The 17,410-nt window shown below is 71.9% G+C and carries 16 protein-coding genes and 2 pseudogenes; 6 read left to right on the plus strand and 12 right to left on the minus strand.

Annotated features, from left to right (window positions below):
* Positions 1 to 9: 9 nt before the first annotated feature.
* Positions 10 to 966 carry a GlxA family transcriptional regulator gene (locus IE321_RS03835; protein ID WP_226652902.1) on the minus strand — a complete coding sequence of 319 codons (957 nt, stop codon included), beginning with the start codon at positions 964 to 966 and terminating at the stop codon, positions 10 to 12.
* A 160-nt stretch (positions 967 to 1,126) separates the two neighbouring features.
* Here IE321_RS03835 and IE321_RS03840 point away from each other — a divergent pair, with 160 nt between their 5' ends.
* Positions 1,127 to 1,753 carry an MBL fold metallo-hydrolase gene (locus tag IE321_RS03840; RefSeq protein ID WP_190221773.1) on the plus strand — a complete coding sequence of 209 codons (627 nt, stop codon included), beginning with the start codon at positions 1,127 to 1,129 and terminating at the stop codon, positions 1,751 to 1,753.
* Positions 1,754 to 1,971: 218 nt separating this feature from the next.
* On the opposite strand, the gene IE321_RS03845 is transcribed toward IE321_RS03840, so the two are convergent.
* The 3 genes from IE321_RS03845 to IE321_RS03855 form a co-directional block, all read right to left on the minus strand.
* Positions 1,972 to 3,294 carry a DUF1254 domain-containing protein gene (locus tag IE321_RS03845; RefSeq protein ID WP_190221774.1) on the minus strand — a complete coding sequence of 441 codons (1,323 nt, stop codon included), beginning with the start codon at positions 3,292 to 3,294 and terminating at the stop codon, positions 1,972 to 1,974.
* Between the two features lie 239 nt (positions 3,295 to 3,533).
* Entirely contained in the window at positions 3,534 to 4,328 is a 795-nt protein-coding gene (locus IE321_RS03850) for a hypothetical protein (protein WP_190221775.1), read from the minus strand.
* 107 nt (positions 4,329 to 4,435) lie between these two features.
* Complete coding sequence (locus tag IE321_RS03855) at positions 4,436 to 5,581, minus strand: SMI1/KNR4 family protein (protein WP_190221776.1); 1,146 nt, start codon at positions 5,579 to 5,581, stop codon at positions 4,436 to 4,438.
* A 360-nt stretch (positions 5,582 to 5,941) separates the two neighbouring features.
* On the opposite strand from IE321_RS03855, the gene IE321_RS03860 reads away from it, so the two are divergent.
* Positions 5,942 to 6,553, plus strand: coding sequence for a class I SAM-dependent methyltransferase (locus IE321_RS03860; protein WP_190221777.1), 612 nt, complete (start codon positions 5,942 to 5,944; stop codon positions 6,551 to 6,553).
* Between the two features lie 374 nt (positions 6,554 to 6,927).
* On the opposite strand, the gene IE321_RS03865 is transcribed toward IE321_RS03860, so the two are convergent.
* From IE321_RS03865 to IE321_RS03880, 4 genes and pseudogenes are all read right to left on the minus strand, one after another.
* On the minus strand, positions 6,928 to 7,410 hold the full coding sequence (locus IE321_RS03865; protein ID WP_190221778.1) for a MarR family winged helix-turn-helix transcriptional regulator: 483 nt from the start codon (positions 7,408 to 7,410) through the stop codon (positions 6,928 to 6,930).
* 165 nt (positions 7,411 to 7,575) lie between these two features.
* Positions 7,576 to 7,995: an SRPBCC family protein gene (locus IE321_RS03870; RefSeq protein WP_190221779.1), complete on the minus strand. Its 420-nt coding sequence runs from the start codon at positions 7,993 to 7,995 to the stop codon at positions 7,576 to 7,578.
* Positions 7,996 to 8,049: 54 nt separating this feature from the next.
* Positions 8,050 to 9,060: an aldo/keto reductase gene (locus tag IE321_RS03875; protein WP_190221780.1), complete on the minus strand. Its 1,011-nt coding sequence runs from the start codon at positions 9,058 to 9,060 to the stop codon at positions 8,050 to 8,052.
* A gap of 203 nt (positions 9,061 to 9,263) precedes the next feature.
* Positions 9,264 to 9,437, minus strand: a pseudogene (locus tag IE321_RS03880) (SDR family NAD(P)-dependent oxidoreductase); the annotation flags it as partial.
* Here IE321_RS03880 and IE321_RS43315 point away from each other — a divergent pair.
* Positions 9,430 to 9,959 (plus strand): annotated as a pseudogene (locus IE321_RS43315) (AraC family transcriptional regulator); the annotation flags it as partial. The pseudogenes IE321_RS03880 and IE321_RS43315 sit on opposite strands and share 8 nt — an antisense overlap.
* Before the next feature lie 138 nt (positions 9,960 to 10,097).
* Here the strand turns inward: IE321_RS43315 and IE321_RS03890 are convergent.
* On the minus strand, positions 10,098 to 11,966 hold the full coding sequence (locus tag IE321_RS03890; RefSeq protein ID WP_226652903.1) for an ATP-binding cassette domain-containing protein: 1,869 nt from the start codon (positions 11,964 to 11,966) through the stop codon (positions 10,098 to 10,100).
* A 503-nt stretch (positions 11,967 to 12,469) separates the two neighbouring features.
* Between IE321_RS03890 and IE321_RS03895 the strand changes: the two genes are divergently transcribed.
* Entirely contained in the window at positions 12,470 to 12,847 is a 378-nt protein-coding gene (locus IE321_RS03895) for a hypothetical protein (RefSeq protein WP_190221783.1), read from the plus strand.
* A gap of 244 nt (positions 12,848 to 13,091) precedes the next feature.
* On the opposite strand, the gene IE321_RS03900 is transcribed toward IE321_RS03895, so the two are convergent.
* The 3 genes from IE321_RS03900 to IE321_RS03910 form a co-directional block, all read right to left on the minus strand.
* A complete protein-coding gene (locus IE321_RS03900; RefSeq protein ID WP_190221784.1) occupies positions 13,092 to 13,595 on the minus strand; it encodes a GNAT family N-acetyltransferase in 504 nt (167 codons plus the stop codon).
* A 396-nt stretch (positions 13,596 to 13,991) separates the two neighbouring features.
* Entirely contained in the window at positions 13,992 to 14,303 is a 312-nt protein-coding gene (locus IE321_RS03905; protein WP_190221785.1) for a sulfurtransferase TusA family protein, read from the minus strand.
* Positions 14,304 to 14,394: 91 nt separating this feature from the next.
* Positions 14,395 to 15,072, minus strand: coding sequence for an ArsR/SmtB family transcription factor (locus tag IE321_RS03910; RefSeq protein ID WP_190221786.1), 678 nt, complete (start codon positions 15,070 to 15,072; stop codon positions 14,395 to 14,397).
* A 175-nt stretch (positions 15,073 to 15,247) separates the two neighbouring features.
* On the opposite strand from IE321_RS03910, the gene IE321_RS03915 reads away from it, so the two are divergent.
* Both IE321_RS03915 and IE321_RS03920 read left to right on the plus strand, forming a co-directional pair.
* Positions 15,248 to 16,525 carry an MFS transporter gene (locus IE321_RS03915; RefSeq protein ID WP_190221787.1) on the plus strand — a complete coding sequence of 426 codons (1,278 nt, stop codon included), beginning with the start codon at positions 15,248 to 15,250 and terminating at the stop codon, positions 16,523 to 16,525.
* Positions 16,526 to 16,741: 216 nt separating this feature from the next.
* The gene (locus IE321_RS03920; RefSeq protein ID WP_226652904.1) at positions 16,742 to 17,212 is read left to right on the plus strand and encodes a YybH family protein; all 471 of its coding nucleotides are present in this window, start codon (positions 16,742 to 16,744) and stop codon (positions 17,210 to 17,212) included.
* The last annotated feature ends 198 nt before the right edge of the window (positions 17,213 to 17,410 follow it).

The following is a 17,410-nucleotide window of genomic DNA, read 5'->3' on the forward strand; positions in this document are numbered from 1 at the left end:
TCTCTCCCGCTACGGCGTCGACGTGAACGTCCGCCGGTAGGTACGGGGCGGCACCCCCCGACGGCGCACGAACTGCTCCCGGAGTACCGCCGCGCTGCCGTAGCCGACGCGCCGGGCGACCTCCTCCACGGACAGGTCCGTCGTCTCCAGGAGCTCCTCAGCGGCGCTCAGCCGCAGTCCGCGCAGCCAGGCGTGCGGGGTCGTACCGGTGGCTGCGGTGAAGCGGCGCGCGAAGGTGCGTCGGCTCATGACGGCCCGGCGGGCCAACTCCGTGACGGTCAGCGGCTCGTGGACATGGGCGCGGGCCCAGGCGAGCACCTCGGCGAGGTGCTCGTCCCGGCCCGTCTCGGGGGCCGGCGCGGCGAGGTACTGGGCCTGCCCCCCGTCGCGGTGCGAGGGCAGCACGACGTCCCGGGCTACCGCGTTGGCGAGGGCCGCCCCGTGCTCCCGGCGCAGGAGGTGCAGACACAGGTCGAAGCCGGCCGCCGCGCCGGCGCCGGTGGCGATCGTGCCCTCGTCCACGTACAGGGCCGTGGCGTCGACCGTGATCTCCGGGTGGCGGCGGGCCAGCAACTCCGCGAACCGCCAGTGGGTGGTGGCCCGGCGCCCGTCCAGCAGCCCGGCCGCGGCCAGCGTGAAAGCCCCGACGCAGTGCGCCGCCACCAGCGCGCCGCGCGCGTGGGCGTCCCGGAAGGCGGCGAGCACGGCGGGCCCGGGCGGGGTACGGAAGTCCGCCCCCGGCAGGGCGATCACCAGATCCGCCGAGGCCAGCCGGTCGAGTCCGTGCGGGACCGAGAGCGGTATCCCGCCGTCCGTACGCACCGGGCCCGGCCGGTCCGCGCACAGGGCGAGGTCGAAGCCCGGCACCCCCTCGCCGTGCGGGCCGAATACCTCCGTGACCACGCCGACGGCGAGCAGGCCGACACCGGCGGGCGTGTAGGCGGCGACGGTGGTGAAGGCGGACACGTGGGCAGTCTGCCACGCCCTCCGCGATCCGCCGCCCGCCGCCCGCCGCCCGCCGCCCGCCGCCCGCCGGGCAGCTCTCCGGCCGGGGTGGCACGAATCCCGCGATCAGTGGCATACGTGCCACTCGTTTCCGGTGTGCCGCCCCGGAAGGATCGACCTCATGACCACGAACACGACGCACGCCACCGCCACCGCCACCGACGCGCCGCTTGGCCGGGGCGCCCGCTTCACCGTCCTCACCACCGGCTACGTGGGCTCCACCGGCCCCGGCGTCGCCGCCACCGTCTCGTACATCACGGAGGGCGACCGGCACGTGATCTTCGACCCGGGCATGGTGGCCCACGTGGGCGCCATCCTCGACCCGCTCGCCGCACTCGGCCTCGGCCCCGACGACGTCACCGACGTCGTGCTCAGCCACCACCACCCGGACAACACCCTGAACGCCGGCCTCTTCCCCCGCGCCCGCGTCCACGACCACCGGGTCGAGTACGCGGGCGACGGGTGGACGAACCGGGACGCCGAGGGACACGAACTCACCCCGTCCCTACGGCTGATCCGCACCCCCGGCCACAGCGCCGAGGACATCACCCTCCTCGCCGGCACCGCCGAGGGCGTCGTCGCCTTCGCCGGTGACCTGTGGTGGCACGCGGCCGGCCCCGCCGACGACCCGGTCGCCCCGGACCGCGCCCTGCTGCGCGCCTCCCGGCAGCGGGTGCTCGCCGTCGCGGACCTGGTCGTGCCCGGCCACGGCGCCCCCTTCACACCCGACGGGAACACCCCGCTCTAATACGCCCTCCAGGAGGTCATGAAGCAGGCATTTCCGCTGCATTCAAGGGCGTTGAGGGCTGAGCCGTCACGGGTGGAGACATTCACGGTGTTGCGGCTGCGACAGTTCGGGGGCTGGGGACGGCCGTGTGTGAGCGGGCGAGGGGCGGGCCGACGGGGCCCGTGACCGGAACCGCCAGCTGCTCCGCCCGTCCGGTCGACGCTCCGAACCAGTGCGCGTCAGAGCTCGGGAGTGAGGGGCGGGACGGCGAACGTACCGTCGAAGACAGCCGCCTGAGGCTGGTACATGCGCAGGATGGGACGGAAGGGGCCGGCCGGGGTGGGGAGCCAGTTGGCGCGCTGGGACGGGTCGGCCGGAGCGTCGGGCCCCAGGTGGATCGTCAGCGAGCCGTCGTCGGCGTAGCGCAGGCCCGGAGTGCGGTCGCCGATGGAGTATCGGTCGATGGGGTTGGCGACCAGGAAGTACCCGGGCAGGTCGTACATCGTCACCGACCAGAACGCGCCGACCGGCGGCGGGACGTCGAACCGCAGGGTGTAGGCGCGCCGGCCGTCGAGGGCCTGCCCGGAGCCGTCGTTCCAGGTCATGGCGTAGGCGGCTTCGTATCCGTGGTTGCCCCACAGCCCCGCCCGGGCCGCGGCCGCACGGACCGCGCGGGCTTCGGCGCGGTCCTGGATGATCCACTGCGGGTCGTCCACGGTTCCCGGACCGAAGTGGTCCAGGTTGTAGTCGAACGCGTGGTAGGTGAGCTTCCATCCGTTCTGCTCCGGGCTGCTGCCGTGGGAAGTGAAGTGCTCGACCTGTTCCTCCCCCGCCTTCAGTCCCGAGCGCAGTGCCTGAGCGAGTTCCGGGGCCGGCGAGGCGTACGGGGAACCGGGGTCCAGAAGCCCCAGCGGGGCGAACCGCTGCTGGTACTCGCGCTCGGCCCGGGCGGGCGGGAAAGCCCGCATCCAGCGGCGGAGCTTTTCGAAGAACACGAGATCGGCGGCGGCCGACGGGTCGGGGGCGGGCAGCCCCGCACCGGCGGGAGGCGCCTGGAGGACCAGGGCCTGCTGTAGGGCCGCGACGGCGGGCAGGTCGTCCGGGCCGTCACAGGCCCACCGTCCCACGATGGAGCACACCGAGGTGGGCGAGGCGATGCGGGTGGCCCCGGCAGGAACCTCGCCGTTCCAGTCGGGCGGGGTGAGCAGGAAGTCCCCGGCGCCGGTTCCGGTGGCGCGGCGGCCGACGTAGGCGAAGTTGTTGGTCCAGGCGTCGACGAACTGCAGGACGTAGTAGCGCCCGTCGGTGTCGGGAACGCGCAGCAGGGCCGCCCCACCACCAAGATCCATCTGAGCGATCGAGTAGACGGTGTCGTTGTTGATGCTGACGAAGTCGTCCTCGGGGCCGGCGAGCTGTGCGGCATGGCTGAAGGTGTTGAACGGAGAGGGAGGGAGGCTTCCCAGCCCGTCCTCCGTGAACCGCCGCACCTGCTCCAGGTTGAACACGAGCGGGAACCCGTAGACGTAGGCCTCCGCGGCCAACCGCTCCAGATCCTGCGCCATCACAGCCACCTCGCCCGCGTCCGCACGTCGATGTCCTTCGCATGCTCCACCGGAGTCGCCCGCGACCCGGGAGGGGCATGACGTCACCACCAAAACATTCCGACAACGAGAGCGCGACTTGGCGCACAGCCCGAGCCGCTACGGGTGCCGGCCCCGGACGGCCCTGGCGGCCCGGCACTTCTTCGGCGGTCGCGCCTGAGATACAGCCTTCAGGCACGGACACCGCGCTTCACGTCGCCTTACGTCGCCGCCGCGATCCGGCTGTGGCTCATCCCGTACGTTGCAGCCGAGGATCCGTCGGAACCGGCTTGCCGCAGGACCGGACGGTTGGCGGAGGTGTACTCGTCCGCGACGTTGAAGACGCTGGCGCAGCTCGGGCACTCCGCATGACCGAAGAGGTGGGAGATTCCGTCGGCGAGCGCCACCTGCCCGTCGCGGACGGCCGTCTCGTGCATCCACTTGCCGGTTCCGGTGAGCCTCTCGGCGACCGCCGGGCGCAGGCCGCGTCGCCGCACGTCGCCCAGGTCCCAGTCCCGGATCGCGGAGTACCGCCCGTAGTCGCCGATCGCAATCGTGATCTCCACGCCGCAGTGGGGACAGTCCAGCGGATAGAAGTCATCCTTGAAGTCGCCCAGAACCGCCGCCCAGTGGTACTCCTCCGCGGCTGAGAGCAGGGCTCGGAAGGACACGAGGTAGTCAGTCGGCCGCGACCTCAGGTGCCGGTTCAGCACTTCGCGGAACTGCGCGATGGCGTCGGCACAGCCTGCCACGAGATGATCGCAGCCGTGGTGGCCCGCCGCACGCTCGAGGATCTCCCCCGCGAGGGCCCGCGCCTGAGCACGGCGAGGCGCAAGACGCACCAGGCGAGGCAGCGCTGCGAAACTGGCCGGGGAGACCAGGTCATGCTCAAGGACAAGCCGCCATCCCAGCTCCTTCCACGCGTCTGGGTCGTCATCGCGCTCGACCTGCTCCAAGAGCTCCGGGACACGATCTACCTCGAACCAGCAGTCACGCATCTGCGCCCAGTCCACCACTCCGGCATCGAACCTTCCCCAGGTGTCTGGAGGCGAACTCTCGGTGAGCGCTTCGTCCGGCGACAACCGCCGCAGGAAGCGCTCACGCGGAGTCGAGACCCTTGGGGTCAGTCCTGATCCTGGCCGTACTGGGCCGCGTACCAGCTGGAGTCGATGGCGGGGTTGCGCAGCGCTCCCCAGAATCGGTCGTCAGGTATCGGTGGCAGGGGCTGATGGCCCAGGTCCGCGTGCAGATCCGCACGCCAGTCGAGAGTGAAGTGACTCCTGGTCTCCGCGCTCTCGCACACGGACCTGTACGGGGACCCCCAGATCCCGAGGGCTATCTTCTCCGCGGCCGACCTGCGCGTGTGGTCTCGGCCGGTGGCGGCCTGTGCGAGCACCGCGCGGAGTCGCAAGGCGAGCGGGCCGGTCTGGTCGGGCCGAGGCGGGGCCACACCGCGCTCCCACGCGTCCAGGGCCGTCTTGACCTCCGGGTAGTTGTTCAGGCCCGTGTCGACCGCCAGTCTGCGCAGCTGCTTCCGAGCGGCGTCGACCACCTGCTCGTACGGCAGGGTCGCGATCAGCGCACCGAGTTCCTCATGCCCGTCCAGATGGCTCACGTGGAGGAGGTCGGTGGGGCTGTAGGACAGGTCCAGCTCCGGCAGCCGCTCATCCGGTGCGGGAAGGGGCTCGTCGGCACTGTACTGCGGCCTGGCCGGCGGACGCACCTCCCAGAACAGCCGGCCGTTGAAGGTGACGACACCGGCGTCCTGGCCGCGCTCGAGCGTGTCGGCCAGTTCGGCCAGATACTCCCCCAGCGAGTCGGCCTGCCCGAAACTGGTGCCGGTCTCGTCGAAGAACCGTCCGATCGCACCGAAGGAGTCCCGCCCGGTACGGCAGTCCACCAGAAGGCCGTCCGACGTCACATCGTAAGAACCGAACTTCACGTAATCGTGAAGCCAGTAGTCTTCGTCCTCGCCGTCGGGACCCTGGTCGATGCCGCGCATGAACCCGGTGTCCCCGAGGATTCCGCTCACTCCGAGCAGCCGGTCGCCCGTGCCGAAGCGGAAGGCCTCGGGTCCCTCCAGCGCGCCGTTGTGCCGGAGGAGCGAAGCGACCAGGTCCGGAGGAAAGGTGACCCCCAGTTCCTGTTGCGCTGCCGCGATCTCCTCGTCGCCCGCGGGCGGCCGAAGCGTGGCGAACGTGCGGGGCGCGTGCTCGCGCAGCCACGCGTCGATGCGAGTCCATGAGTCCTGGACCAGGTCTGATGTCATGGGGCCGACCATAGAACCAGCGGCTGACAACAGCTTGGTCGTCGCTCACCGGCCTTGCCGCCGGGTTGGCGTTCGGGCGGGCGGGCTTCGGGCGGCCCCTTGTCCCGGCTCACCGAGCTGCCGGCACCGGATGCTTCAGCTGCCCGTTTCCGTCTGAACTGTCGGGCGCAGCAGACACTTTGGTTCTGGGCTGTTGGTGGGCAAGCGCGCTCGCCGTGGATGCTGCCGGCGGTGTCGCCCGGCAGGCCACAGCCTTGAGGGGCGATGGCGAGCGTGGGAGTGCCGCGTTCGCGTGTCCGCCGGCAGTCCTAGGATGTGGAGCATGAACAAGATCACGCCGGCACACACGAGCACCTGCCGATGACGACGCGGCGCACCCGCTGGCAGGAGGCGGGGAACAGCGGAAACTACGGCAAGCGGTTCGCCGAGCTCGTCTCCGCCGGCGAGGACATCGACGGCGAAGCCCGGCTCGCCGACACCCTCCTGCCGCGGGGTGCCCGAGTGCTCGACGCCGGTGCCGGCATGGGGCGGGTGACCGCGGCGCTTCTGCGGCGCGGGCACGACGTGGTCGCGATCGAGCCCGACGAGGCGCTGGTCCGGCAGGCCCGGGAGACGTACCCCGGGCTGTCGATCGAGGAACGCGACATCCTCGGCCTCGGCCCTGACGACGGCCCGTTCGACCTGGTCGTGTGCGTGGGCAACGTCATGGTCTACCTGGCCGAGGGCACCGAACGCGCGGCCCTGCGCGCGATGCGCTCCGTCCTCGGCGAGAACGGCCGGATCCTCATCGGCTTCCACCTCCAGGACCGGCCGCCGCACGCCCATGCCTACACCGCGGCCGAGTTCGAGGCGGATCTCGCTGCCGCCGGCCTCCGCGTCGACCTGCGGGCAGGCACGTACCAGCTCCACCCCGCGAACGATGCCTACGGCGTCTGGGTCCTGAGTCGCGCCCCCGGTGAGGCCAGCAGCTGAGGTCACGCACGAGCGGGGCTCAGAGCGGGACGTGTCCGGCCCGGTGACGGCCGCCGTGGGTGTCCTCCGCCGGCGGAGCGCTCACTGAAGCCACCCTTCACGTGTACGCCGACGCGGCGCCCGGCGGCGAACGACGCGCTCTGCTCGTGCCGGCACGTCGCCGCGGGGTCCTCACCGCTCTGCATGACGTTCACGACACGGCACTTCGGTTGGGGCGGCGGTGGCCGGCTGGGCGGGGTCATGCCCCGTAGGCATGCTGGAGGACAGCGACGAACAGGGCGACGGACAGGATGGCGACCGCGCCCGCCATCAGTGTCTTCGCCGGATCGCTCACCGGTCAGGCCCCTCTGACCGTCGACGGGAAGGGGCCGTACTCACGGGGCCGTGCGCTTCAGGCGGGGGAACGGAGTCCCGACCGTGCGCACCGCTTCGGCGAGCGACGCCAGTTCGGGATGCGTGGCGGCCTCGTCGAGCGCCTCGCGGCAGGCGGCGTCGTGCGTCGGCCGGGCCTCCGTCAGGAGCTCCAGCCCGTCGGCCGTGACGTCGGTGTAGATGCCGCGGCGGTCGGTCGGGCAGAGGTAGCGGGCCAGCAGGCCGCGGTTCTCCAGGCGGCTGACCAGGCGCGTCGTCGCGCTCTGGCTCAGGACGACCGCGTCGGCGACCTGCTTCATCTGCAGGTGGCCGCCTTCGCCGTCGTGCTGTCGGCTGAGCACGTCGAGGAGTGCGTACTCCCGCACGCTCAGGCTGTTCCGGGACTGCAGGGCGCGCTCGATGTGGGTCTCGATCCTGCTGTGCAAGAGGGACAGGGTGGCCCATCCGCTGACGAGGGCGGTGAGCGCGGGATCGGTGGCGGTCATGGGACTTCGTGTCTCCTTGGGGACGGCGGACGGCGGACGGCGGACGATTAACGGGGGACGGCGGACGGCGCGGCGGGGGCAGACGGCGGAAGGGACCCTGGAACGGACCGCGGCCCGGGCACGCGGTGGGGGGCGTGTCCGGGCCGAGCGGGTGGGCCGTCGGTGTCAGGCGGCGAGGGTCTTGTGCAGGGCGTCGAGCCCGTCGGCGTAGATGCCGGTGAAGAGGTCGACGACCTCCTGCTCGGTGGCGCCCTTGGGGTTGAAGCGGCCGGACCACTGGACCTCGGCGACGTCGTCCCGGCCGGGGACCGTGTGGACCCGGAGGGTGGAGACGTAGCCGTCGACCGGGAACGGCGCTTCGAGGATCGCGTAGCTGTAGTGCCGTTCGGCCTCGTCGAAGCCGACCAGGCGCTCGACGATGACGTCGCCGTCGGGGTTGGCCAGGCGGCGGACCCGGCCGCCGTCGAGGGCGGTGCTCTCGGGGATGTAGGGGAGCCAGTCGGGGAGGGCATCGAAGCCGCCGATGAGGTTCCAGACCTGCTGGGGGGAGGCGGGGACGACGCGGGAGACGGACGTCGAAGCCATGGTGGTGCTCCTGTTGCTGTATGTGTGTGTGGGGGGGGAGGTGGGGCGTTGGGGTCAGGCGCCGTGCGGGAGCGGGGCGGCCGGGCTGATGAGTCCGGCGGCGCGCAGGTCGGTCCAGAAGGCGGCCGGGACGGTCTCGTTCAGGGCGGCGGTGTCCTCGGCGATGCGGCTGGGCCGGGTGGCGCCGGGGATGACGGTGGCGGAGGCGGGGTGGGCGAGGGAGAACTGGAGGGCGGCGGCCTTGATGGAGATGCCGTGCCGCTCGGCCAGGGCCTTCAGCTTTCCGACGCGCTCGATGATCTCGGCGGGGGCCTGCTGGTACTCGAAGTGGGTGCCGCCGGCGAGGATGCCGGAGCTGTAGGGGCCGCCGACGACCATGTCGACGCCCTGCTCCTGGGCCAGGGGGAGCAGGCGGGTGAGGGCGTGCTCGTGGTCGAGGAGGGTGTAGCGGCCGGCGAGGAGGAAGCCGTCGGGCCGCGGCTCGTCGAGGGCGAGGGTCAGCTCGATGGGCTCGGTCTTGTTGACGCCGAGGCCCCAGGCCTTGATGACGCCCTCGTCGCGCAGGCGGGACAGGACGCGGAAGGCGCCGGTGCGGGCCTCCTCGAACTTGCCGAGCCAGGCGTCGCCGTGGAAGTCCTGCGCGATGTCGTGGACCCAGACGATGTCGAGCCGGTCGGTGCCCAGGCGCTTGAGGCTGCCCTCGATGGAGCGCTCGGTGGCCTCGGCGGTCCACTCGTGGAGGATCTTGTTGGGGTTGCCGTGCTCGAAGAGGCCGCCCTTCTCGCCGAAGTCGGGCACGTCCGTCTCGTGCTCGTCGAGGATGACCCGGCCGACCTTGGTCGACAGGACGTACTCGTCGCGCGGCTTGCCGGCGAGGACCTCGCCGAGCCGCTCCTCGGCGAGGCCGGCGCCGTAGAAGGGGGCGGTGTCGTAGAAGCGGACGCCCTGCTCCCAGGCGGCCTCGACGGTGGCGCGGGCCTCCTCGTCGGGAATCGCGCGGAACATGTTGCCGAGCGGGGCGGTGCCGAAGCCGAGGCGGCCGGGAAGGAGGTTCTTGAGCGACATGGGAAGTGCCTTCGCGAGAGGTGGGGGGAAGGGCCGAGAGGCCCGTATGAGCACTCGTATGTGAGGCGAGCGCGCCTTACAGGTGAAGACATTACTTGCACGCGCGGACTAATGCAAGCGCCGTATATTTGCGTCCGCTCTGTGAATGGGTCGCCTCCCTCCGCGCCCGCGCGTCAGACCGTGCGAGAGAAAGCCGCCGCGGCTTACTCCCAGAGCCGGTCGGCCGTCTCCGGGTCGAGCGCGTGGGCGGCTACGCCACCGACGCGGCCCTCCTCGTCGCCGCGCACGATCCGCGCCTCCTGGTTGCCCTCGCAGTAACGGCCCGTGACGCCGTCCAGCAGCGGAGAGGCCGCCAGTAGGACGGACGTGGCCGCCCCCGTCCCCGCCGCACCCCTCTTCGCCGCCGCCGGCGACGGCACCGCCCGAGCGGGCCGGGGCGAGAGCACCCTCCTCATCGGCGGGGGCTTCTCCTTCGGCGCACGGGAACTGCTCCTCGACCGGCTGCCCCGGTCATCCACATCCCGGCGGGAACCCCGCACGCCCAGTCGGTGGGCCAGGCCCTCGCCGTCATCGATCAAGAGCTCACGCACCGGCCGATGGCCGTCGGCCTCGTGGCGGAGCGCCTCGCCGTCGTCATACTCGTCCACACCCTCCGCCTGCACCTGGCCACCGCCCCGCACCACTCCCCCGGCCGGCACGTCGGCCTCGCCGACCCGCTGGCCGAGGCGGCTCTGACCGCCCTGCACCGGGAACCGGCGCGCCCCTGGACCGTCGCCGAACTCGCCCGCACCATCGACTACGGCTCCGAGAGCGCCCTCAGCGTCGCCTTCAAGCGCGTCATGGGCATCGTGCCCGGCGACCACCGCCGCCGCGCCAGAGAGACGGAAGACGAACACTGAGCTTCTTCAGCGCTGCCGGCGATGTCTCTCCGCACCCCCGGCTGCGGCCGCCCGAGAACACTTCGGCCCCCGCACGGTCGCGGGGGCCGAGTGCGCCGCAGTCGTGAAGCGGGCGTGCAGGACGGGGCCCGAGGTGGGTCAGCGGTCCTGGGAGAGTTCCAGGAGTTCGGCGAAGGTTCCGCCGCCGTGGGCGAGGTCGTCGTACCGGCCCTGTTCGGTGATCCGGCCGTGTTCCATCACGATGACGTGGTCGGCGATCTTGGTGTTCTCCAGGCGGTGGGTGACGACGATGGTGATGCGGTCCGCGGCGATCGCCTTGATCTGCTCGAAGATCTGGTGCTCGCCCCTGGGGTCCATCTGGGAGGTGGGCTCGTCAAGGATCAGCAGTTCGGGCCGGCGGTACAGGGCCCTGGAGCAGGCGATGCGCTGCCACTGGCCGCCGGAGAGTTCCGTGCCGCCCCAGAGGTCCCGGGCGAGGAGGGTGTCGAGGCCGGCGGGGAGGTCTTCGACGGCGTCGCGCAGACCGACCGCGTCGACGGCCTCCCACACCGGTGTGTCGTCGTGGGTGCGCGGCTGGCCGAGGGTCACGTTCTCGCGGACGCGCAGCGGCCACTGCGCGAAGATCTGCGGCACGAGACCGGTGTGCTTCCACACCGTCGCGGGGTCCACGCCGGCGAGGTCGGTGCCGTTCCACGTGACGGTGCCCTTGTCCGCCAGGTAGACGCCGGTCAGCAGGCGGGTGAGCGTGCTCTTCCCGGAGCCGTTCGCCCCGACGATCGCGAGGATCTGGCCGCGCCGCAGGGTCAGGGAGACGCCGTCGACGGCGGGCTTGTCCTTGCCCGGGTACTGGTAGACGACCTCCTCCAGACGGATCTCGTCCACCGGCTCGGCGAGACGGTGGGGGCCGCGCTCGGGGGCGCGGGCGGCTGCGGCGTCGAGGAACGCCTGCATGTCGCCGAGGTACAGGCTGGTGTGGAAGACCGCGGCACCGTTGACGACGACCTGGGACAGGGCGGCGAGCGTGGTCTGCACGGCGATCACGGCCGTCGCGGCGATCGCGAGGTCGATCCGGCCGGACACGGCCAGCCACGCCAGGGCACCCCACGTCAGCAGCAGGAAGACGCCGCCGGCCAGCGCGGACAGCAGGGCGATCCGCAGGGTGCGCGGCGCGGCGCTCAGGGTGCGCCGGTCACACCGGTCGGACAGGGTCTTGTACCAGTAGACGAGGTAGTCGGTCATGGAGTTCGCGCGGACCTCGTCGCTGTACTTGGACTCGGTCGCCCACCAGCGCATCATGCCGCGGACGTTGCGGTCGGCGATGTTGCCGTAGTGGATCTCGTAGTCGACCCGCGCGCTCAGTACCGCCCCGACACCGGCCGGCAGGACGGCGAGCAGGAGCAGTGGCAGCATCAGAGGGTTCAGCACGGACAGCACGCCACCGGCGGTGACCATGCGGATCACCGCCGACACGAACCGCTGGGCGTCGGTCACCATCACGTGGGTGCGCATCACCCCCATCTCCGCGGCCTCGCGCCGGTCCGCGAACCCGTCCTCCGCGTACGCCACCGCCTCCACCCGGCACACCGCCTCGACCAGTGCCGAGTCCGTCTCCGTCGTCAGCCTCGGCGTGATCCGCCGCTCCGCGTACGCGGTCACCGCCCCGGCCGTACGGGCCAGCGCGGCGGCGAGGGCCACCACCAGCAACGCCGGCAGCGCGCCCCGCAGCCGCTCCGCGGCGGAACCGGCTCCGAGGACGGGCCCCATGGCCCGGGCGGTGGCCGTCAGCAGTACGGCGGCGGAGGCGCCGGTGATCAGCTGGCAGCCGACGAGCAGCCGCACGGCGCGCGGGTCGGTCCGCCACGAAAGCCTCGCGATGCGGCCCAGGACGGCGGGGATCTGCGCGCACATGCGCCGGAAGGAGACTTCGGCGAGCGGGTTGATGGCGTACTGCCCGCTGTAGGTGATCTCAGCGGGCGGGGGTGGCGGCGGGGTCTGCTGCTCGTTCATGCGCGTCGAGGTCAACGGCGGGTCCTCCTGAACGGTCGTCCGGCGGGGGTTGTGAGGCTCAACGACCGCACCGAGATATCGAACTGGTGTCTTTCGGCCTCCGTCGTATCCCCGGGAATCAGCGCGTGTCGGAGCGTGGAGGGTGCATCGATCCGCGTATCCCAACGGAGGTGCGCCGTACGGTGGTTGGCCGAAACGCCGAGGGCGACGTCGTGGGGGGTGGGTCCGGGCGCGTGGGTGAACCTCGGTCTCGGCCGGACTTGCAGGGTGCGAGCCTCCCGGAAGGCCCCTGGACTCTCGGATTCCCGGAACGTGACGAGACCGCCGTGGCCGTTCAGGCATGCGTGACGGTGGCGAGCCGTCCTGGCGCGGAAGGAACGGCCGCATACGCGGCGTTGCGGGAATCATCTGCCGGCGACGGTGAAGGGGTCGGTAGCGTGGTCGACCGAGAGCTTCGAGCTGCGTGGAGCGCATTGCGGAGGGATGAACCTGTGTCGCACGGCATGGCGAGGGCGAGCGAGCTGGTCACCGAGTCCGAGGTCGCACTGCTGAGCCGTGCGCTCCTGGAATGGGGCGGCCCCGCACGCTGCAGTGATCGACTCGCGGCGGGCATGGGGTTCGCCGACGAGCAGGATCTGCTCCGGCAATGCCAAAGGCTCCGGAACGCGCTCGCCCAGGACGCCCCGCTCGGCGCAGCAGACTGGGCACGGACCCTGCTGGCCACGGAGATCGTCTTCGTCAGCGACCTCGCCGGCTCGGGCGTCGAGTGGCGAACGACCACGGGACGCGACGACGAGACGACGATCAGGACGCTACGGGTCATCCAGCGGAAACTGGCGCGGATCGTCAGTCCCTACTACGGAAAGGCGCCCAGCGAGTAGCTCGAAGGGCCGCCTCCGCCGGCTTCCACGCATCGCGGCACTCTCACGGGCTTCGCTCTGGCGGTTCGGGCGCATCGGCGCCTCTCGCGACGCCGGCCCCGGGGCTGGGGGTTGCGGCCTCCCCGGAGAAGGGCGGGCGGACGGCATGCTCCCGGCGCCCTCACCACTCCTCGGCTGCCCTCACGCCCGCGACCAGGTGGCGGAGGGCGTCCAACAACGGCCGATGACAGTCCTCTTCCACCACTTACGCGTCGGGATGCCGCGGCAGGGCGAGCCAGTCCGACCAGGAGACCTCACGGCCGAGGAAGCGCGGCTGCTCGAACGGCCAGTCGGCGGCGATCCACTGCGGCACCAGAGCGTCGAGGGTCTGCTCGACCTCGCCGCCGACCAGCTCGTCCACCACCCACCAGGAGATCTCGCCGTCCGCGCCGGCCCGCTCGGGCGGGTCGATGTAGACACAGCCGAGCAGAGCCGTCTCCGCCGCGTCGAACAGCGCGTAGTTGAAGGACTGGTGCGCGGCGATCTCCTTCTCGTGCCGCAACAGGTCGGCCTGGTCGGCCTCGTAGGTCATGGTGGCCGCGGGCCAGCCCCAGGCCGGGCCGAAGATGGTCCACAGCCGCTCGCGCGAACCCATCACGGCCGGATAGTCGAGCGGGGTGTCCGCCTCCCGGATCGGCCGCAGGTGATGGCCACCGCCCGGCAGCGGTACCAGGACGGGGTGGACGAAGTCGTCGGGAAGCCAGCTCATGACGCCCGACCGTAGCAGCGCACGGCCGGCGGCTCCGCCGAGTTTTCCCGCGTACCGCCAGGCTCTGCCCTCATGCCGGGCATCACCCGCGATCACCCGATCGAAACGACCGTTCGAACGATTCTCTACCGACTACGAGTTGACCTCCGCCTCGCACTACTCACGCCCTCCGCAGCATCCTCGGCTTGAGACGATTCCGAATCCGAAACGACCAGGAAGAAGCCCGCCACCCAAGGTGGTCGCTGTACTCGGACAGGGCGACTTGCCCTTCGAAGGGCAGCCCCTCGATCAGTTCCATCGCGTGGGGGCTTCGGCTGAACTGCCAGTTCACGCCGCGTCGTGTCCTTGACGGCGTGGGGCGTCGACGCGGGCCTTGAGCTCTTCGTACCGCCGGGTTCAGGGGTTCGACCGTCGGCCTACGGAGCGCCACGGGGCGTCAGGGCGGGTGGCCAGCGCACCGGCGACGAGCCGCAGGGCATAGACGGGCCGGCCCTCCGGGTCCGGGACGGGACCGAGGTAGTCGTGGCCGGTCATGTGGCACCAGGCGGGCAGGTCCAAGGGGGCGGCGGGGTCGGTGGCCACGACGTGGACCACGGTGTCCGGGGCCCTGTCGTCGATCTCCTTGCGCAGGCGGAGCAGGAGGGTGACGCAGAGCAGCCCGGTGCCGTCGACGACGAGGTCCGGCGTGGGGACGGGAGGCACGGTCACAGCGCGGCAGTCCCCTCGGCGAGAGCAGGGGCCGCCCTCTCGGTCTCCCCGGCGAGTCCCGGGGGCGGAGCGAGGGGGGCCTGCGCCGGGCTCACGAGGGGTCCGTCGTGTCGACGGGGAGTTCGGCGAGGCGCCATTCCACCATGCCGTCGTGGAGGCGGACCGCCTGCCGTCCCCGCTCCGTCAGCATGCGTACGGCGTCGTAGGCCAGGACGCAGTATTCGCCTCGGCAGTAGACGACGATCTCGGTCTGCTCGGGCAGCTCGTGGACGCGTGAGGCGAGTTCGTCGACGGGGATCGACACGGCTCCGGGGATGTGTCCGGCGAGGTACTCCTCCACGGGGCGTACGTCGAGGACCACGACGCTCCCGGCCGCCACCCGTGCGCGCAGCTCTTCGCGGGTCAGCTCGGCGCCGGCGTCAGGGCCGAGGTAGGCGTCGCGGGCGGCGGGGACGGCGGCCTGGTGGCGGTCGGCGACCTTGCGCAGCAGGGCGAGGAGCTGGGCCACGTCCTCGCCGGCGAGCCGGTAGTGGATGCGTACGCCCTCACGACGGGTGGCGACGAATCCGGCCTGCTTGAGGGTCTGCAGGTGCGCGGACGCGGTGGTCAGGTTCAGTCCGGCCGCCTTCGCGAGCGCGTCGACGGTGCGCTCGCCCTGGGCGAGCAGGTCGAGCAGTTCCAGACGCTTTCCGCTGGCCAGCGCCTTGCCGCTGACCGCGAAGGCGTCGTAGAGGGCGGCCTTGGTGCCGCCGGTGAGGGCATCCCGCATTGCTTCCTCCAAACATCTATGGATTACTGTAACTCATGGGTGGGTGATGAGTCCGCCTCGTGGGCTCCCGCTCCGGCCGTTCGCTTCGGCCGTCGCTCCGGAAGGACACATGACGAGCCTCGCCGACGACCGCCCACGACCGGAAGCTCGTCCAGGGAACCGAAGGATCCACCGCGTGAACACCACCACCCCGACCGCGCCACCGGTCGACGCTCACGGACGTCCCGTACGCCTCGGACTGCGCGAGAACCGCCTTCAGTTCACGCTGCTCGTCATCGTCAACGTCTGTGTCGGCGGGCTCGTCGGCCTCGAACGCACCACCGTGCCCCTCATCGGGTCCGAGACCTTCCGACTGACCAGCGACCTGGCCGTCTTCTCCTTCATCATCGCCTTCGGCCTGACCAAGGCCCTCACCAACCTGGCCGCCGGGGCCCTGACGGCCCGCTTCCGCCGCAAGCAGCTCCTCGTCGCGGGCTGGCTGATCGGCGTCCCCGTACCGTTCGTCCTCGCGTACGCGCCCTCCTGGGGCTGGATCGTGGCGGCCAACGTGCTGCTCGGCCTGAACCAGGGCCTGACCTGGTCGATGACGGTCAACATGAAGATCGACCTCGTCGGGCCCGCCCGCCGCGGCCTGGCCACCGGCCTGAACGAGGCCGCCGGGTACACCGCCGTCGGCGTCACGGCACTGCTCACCGGCTACCTCGCGACCAGCTACGGCCTGCGGCCGGTACCGGAGCTGATCGGCGTCGTGTTCGTCGTCGCGGGCCTCGCCCTCGCCCTTGTCGTCCGCGACACCGCCGCGCACGTCGCCCTCGAACTCGCCCAGCACACCGTGCCGTTGCCCTCCGGAGAGGACACCGGCCTCAAGGCCACCTTCGCCCGCACCTCCTGGCACCACCGGTCCTTGCGCGGCGTCAGCCAGGCCGGACTGGTCAACAACCTCAACGACGGCCTCACCTGGGGCGTCTTCCCGCTCCTCTTCACCGACCACGGACTCGGCCTCGCCGCCGTCGGCCTCATCAAGGGCCTGTACCCGATCCTCTGGGGCATCGGCCAGATCCCCACCGGTCACCTCGCCGACCGCGTCGGCCGCAAACCCCTCATCGTCACGGGCATGCTCGTCCAGGCAGGAGGCTTCGTCCTCGCCCTCGCCCTGCTCGACAGCCCCATGCTCGCCGGTGTCCTCTCCGCCGTGGCCCTCGGCCTCGGCACCGCCATGGTCTACCCGGCCCTCATCGCCTCCGTCTCCGACCACGCCCACCCCGCCTGGCGCGCCAACGCCCTGGGCACCTACCGCTTCTGGCGCGACATCGGCTACGCCGCCGGAGCGCTCCTCGCCGGCCTCCTCGCCGACCGGCTCGGACTGAACGCCACCGTCATCGCGGCCGCCGTCCTCACCGCCGCCTCCGGCCTCCTCGCCGCCCGCTGGATCACCGAGAACAAGGCGGACTGACACCCGGCGAAACCCCGGCCCGCGGGCGCGGGAGGCAGGGCCCGTCGGTGGTGGTGTCCGTCGGCGACCGGGCTCCGACCTCCGCTCGTGTCGGAGCCGGGACGCGCCTCTTCCGGCGACCGCTCGGTCGGGGGGCACGCAGACCCAGGTCCGGTCGGCGCCGGCCGGGGTGCCTAGAGTGGCCCGCCTGTGTTCGATCCCGCTCTGGAGGTCTTCGTGTCCGATGCACGTGCCGTGCCGTCTTCCGCCGCCCGTCCCGGGGCCTCTCCGGAGGATGCCGAGGCGGTCTGGGCGGTGATCACCGGGATGTACGAGGCGTACGAGGCGGGGGACCGGGCGCGGATCGACGCGGCGCTCGATCCGGAGGCGACGATCTGGGACTCGGCCGCCGAGCCGCTGCTGTTCGGGAAGCCTGACCTGGACCGGGTTCGCGACGAGCGGCCGGCGGCGGGGGAAGGGCCGGAGGAGAGCGGGCTGTACGCCTCCGAGCCGGTCGTCGACGTCTTCGGTGACCTCGCCGTGCTGCGGTACCTGCTGCGGGTCGAGTTCGCCCCGGGGCCGGACGGACGGGAGACGAGGCCGGAGCTCGTCCGCAACACGGTGGTCCTGCGGCAGGGCGGGGACGGCGCGTGGCGGATCGTGCACCTCCACGAGGACGTCCGGCAGACGGGCGGAGTGCCCGCCTGACCCCGGCGGGGCGAGGGCCCGGCCGCCCCGGCCACGGGGTGAGGGCTCATCTGGCCCGGCCGCAGTGCGAGGACCCGCCTGACCCGGCCGCGGGGCCAGGAGCCGCCCGCCCCGGCCATGGGGCGGGGCTCACCCGACCCGGTCACGCAGCCAGGACCCGTCCGACGGGCCACCGCGCGGGGACCCGCCCCGACCCGG

The organism is Streptomyces hydrogenans, assembly GCF_014656075.1.
Classification (GTDB): domain Bacteria; phylum Actinomycetota; class Actinomycetes; order Streptomycetales; family Streptomycetaceae; genus Streptomyces; species Streptomyces hydrogenans.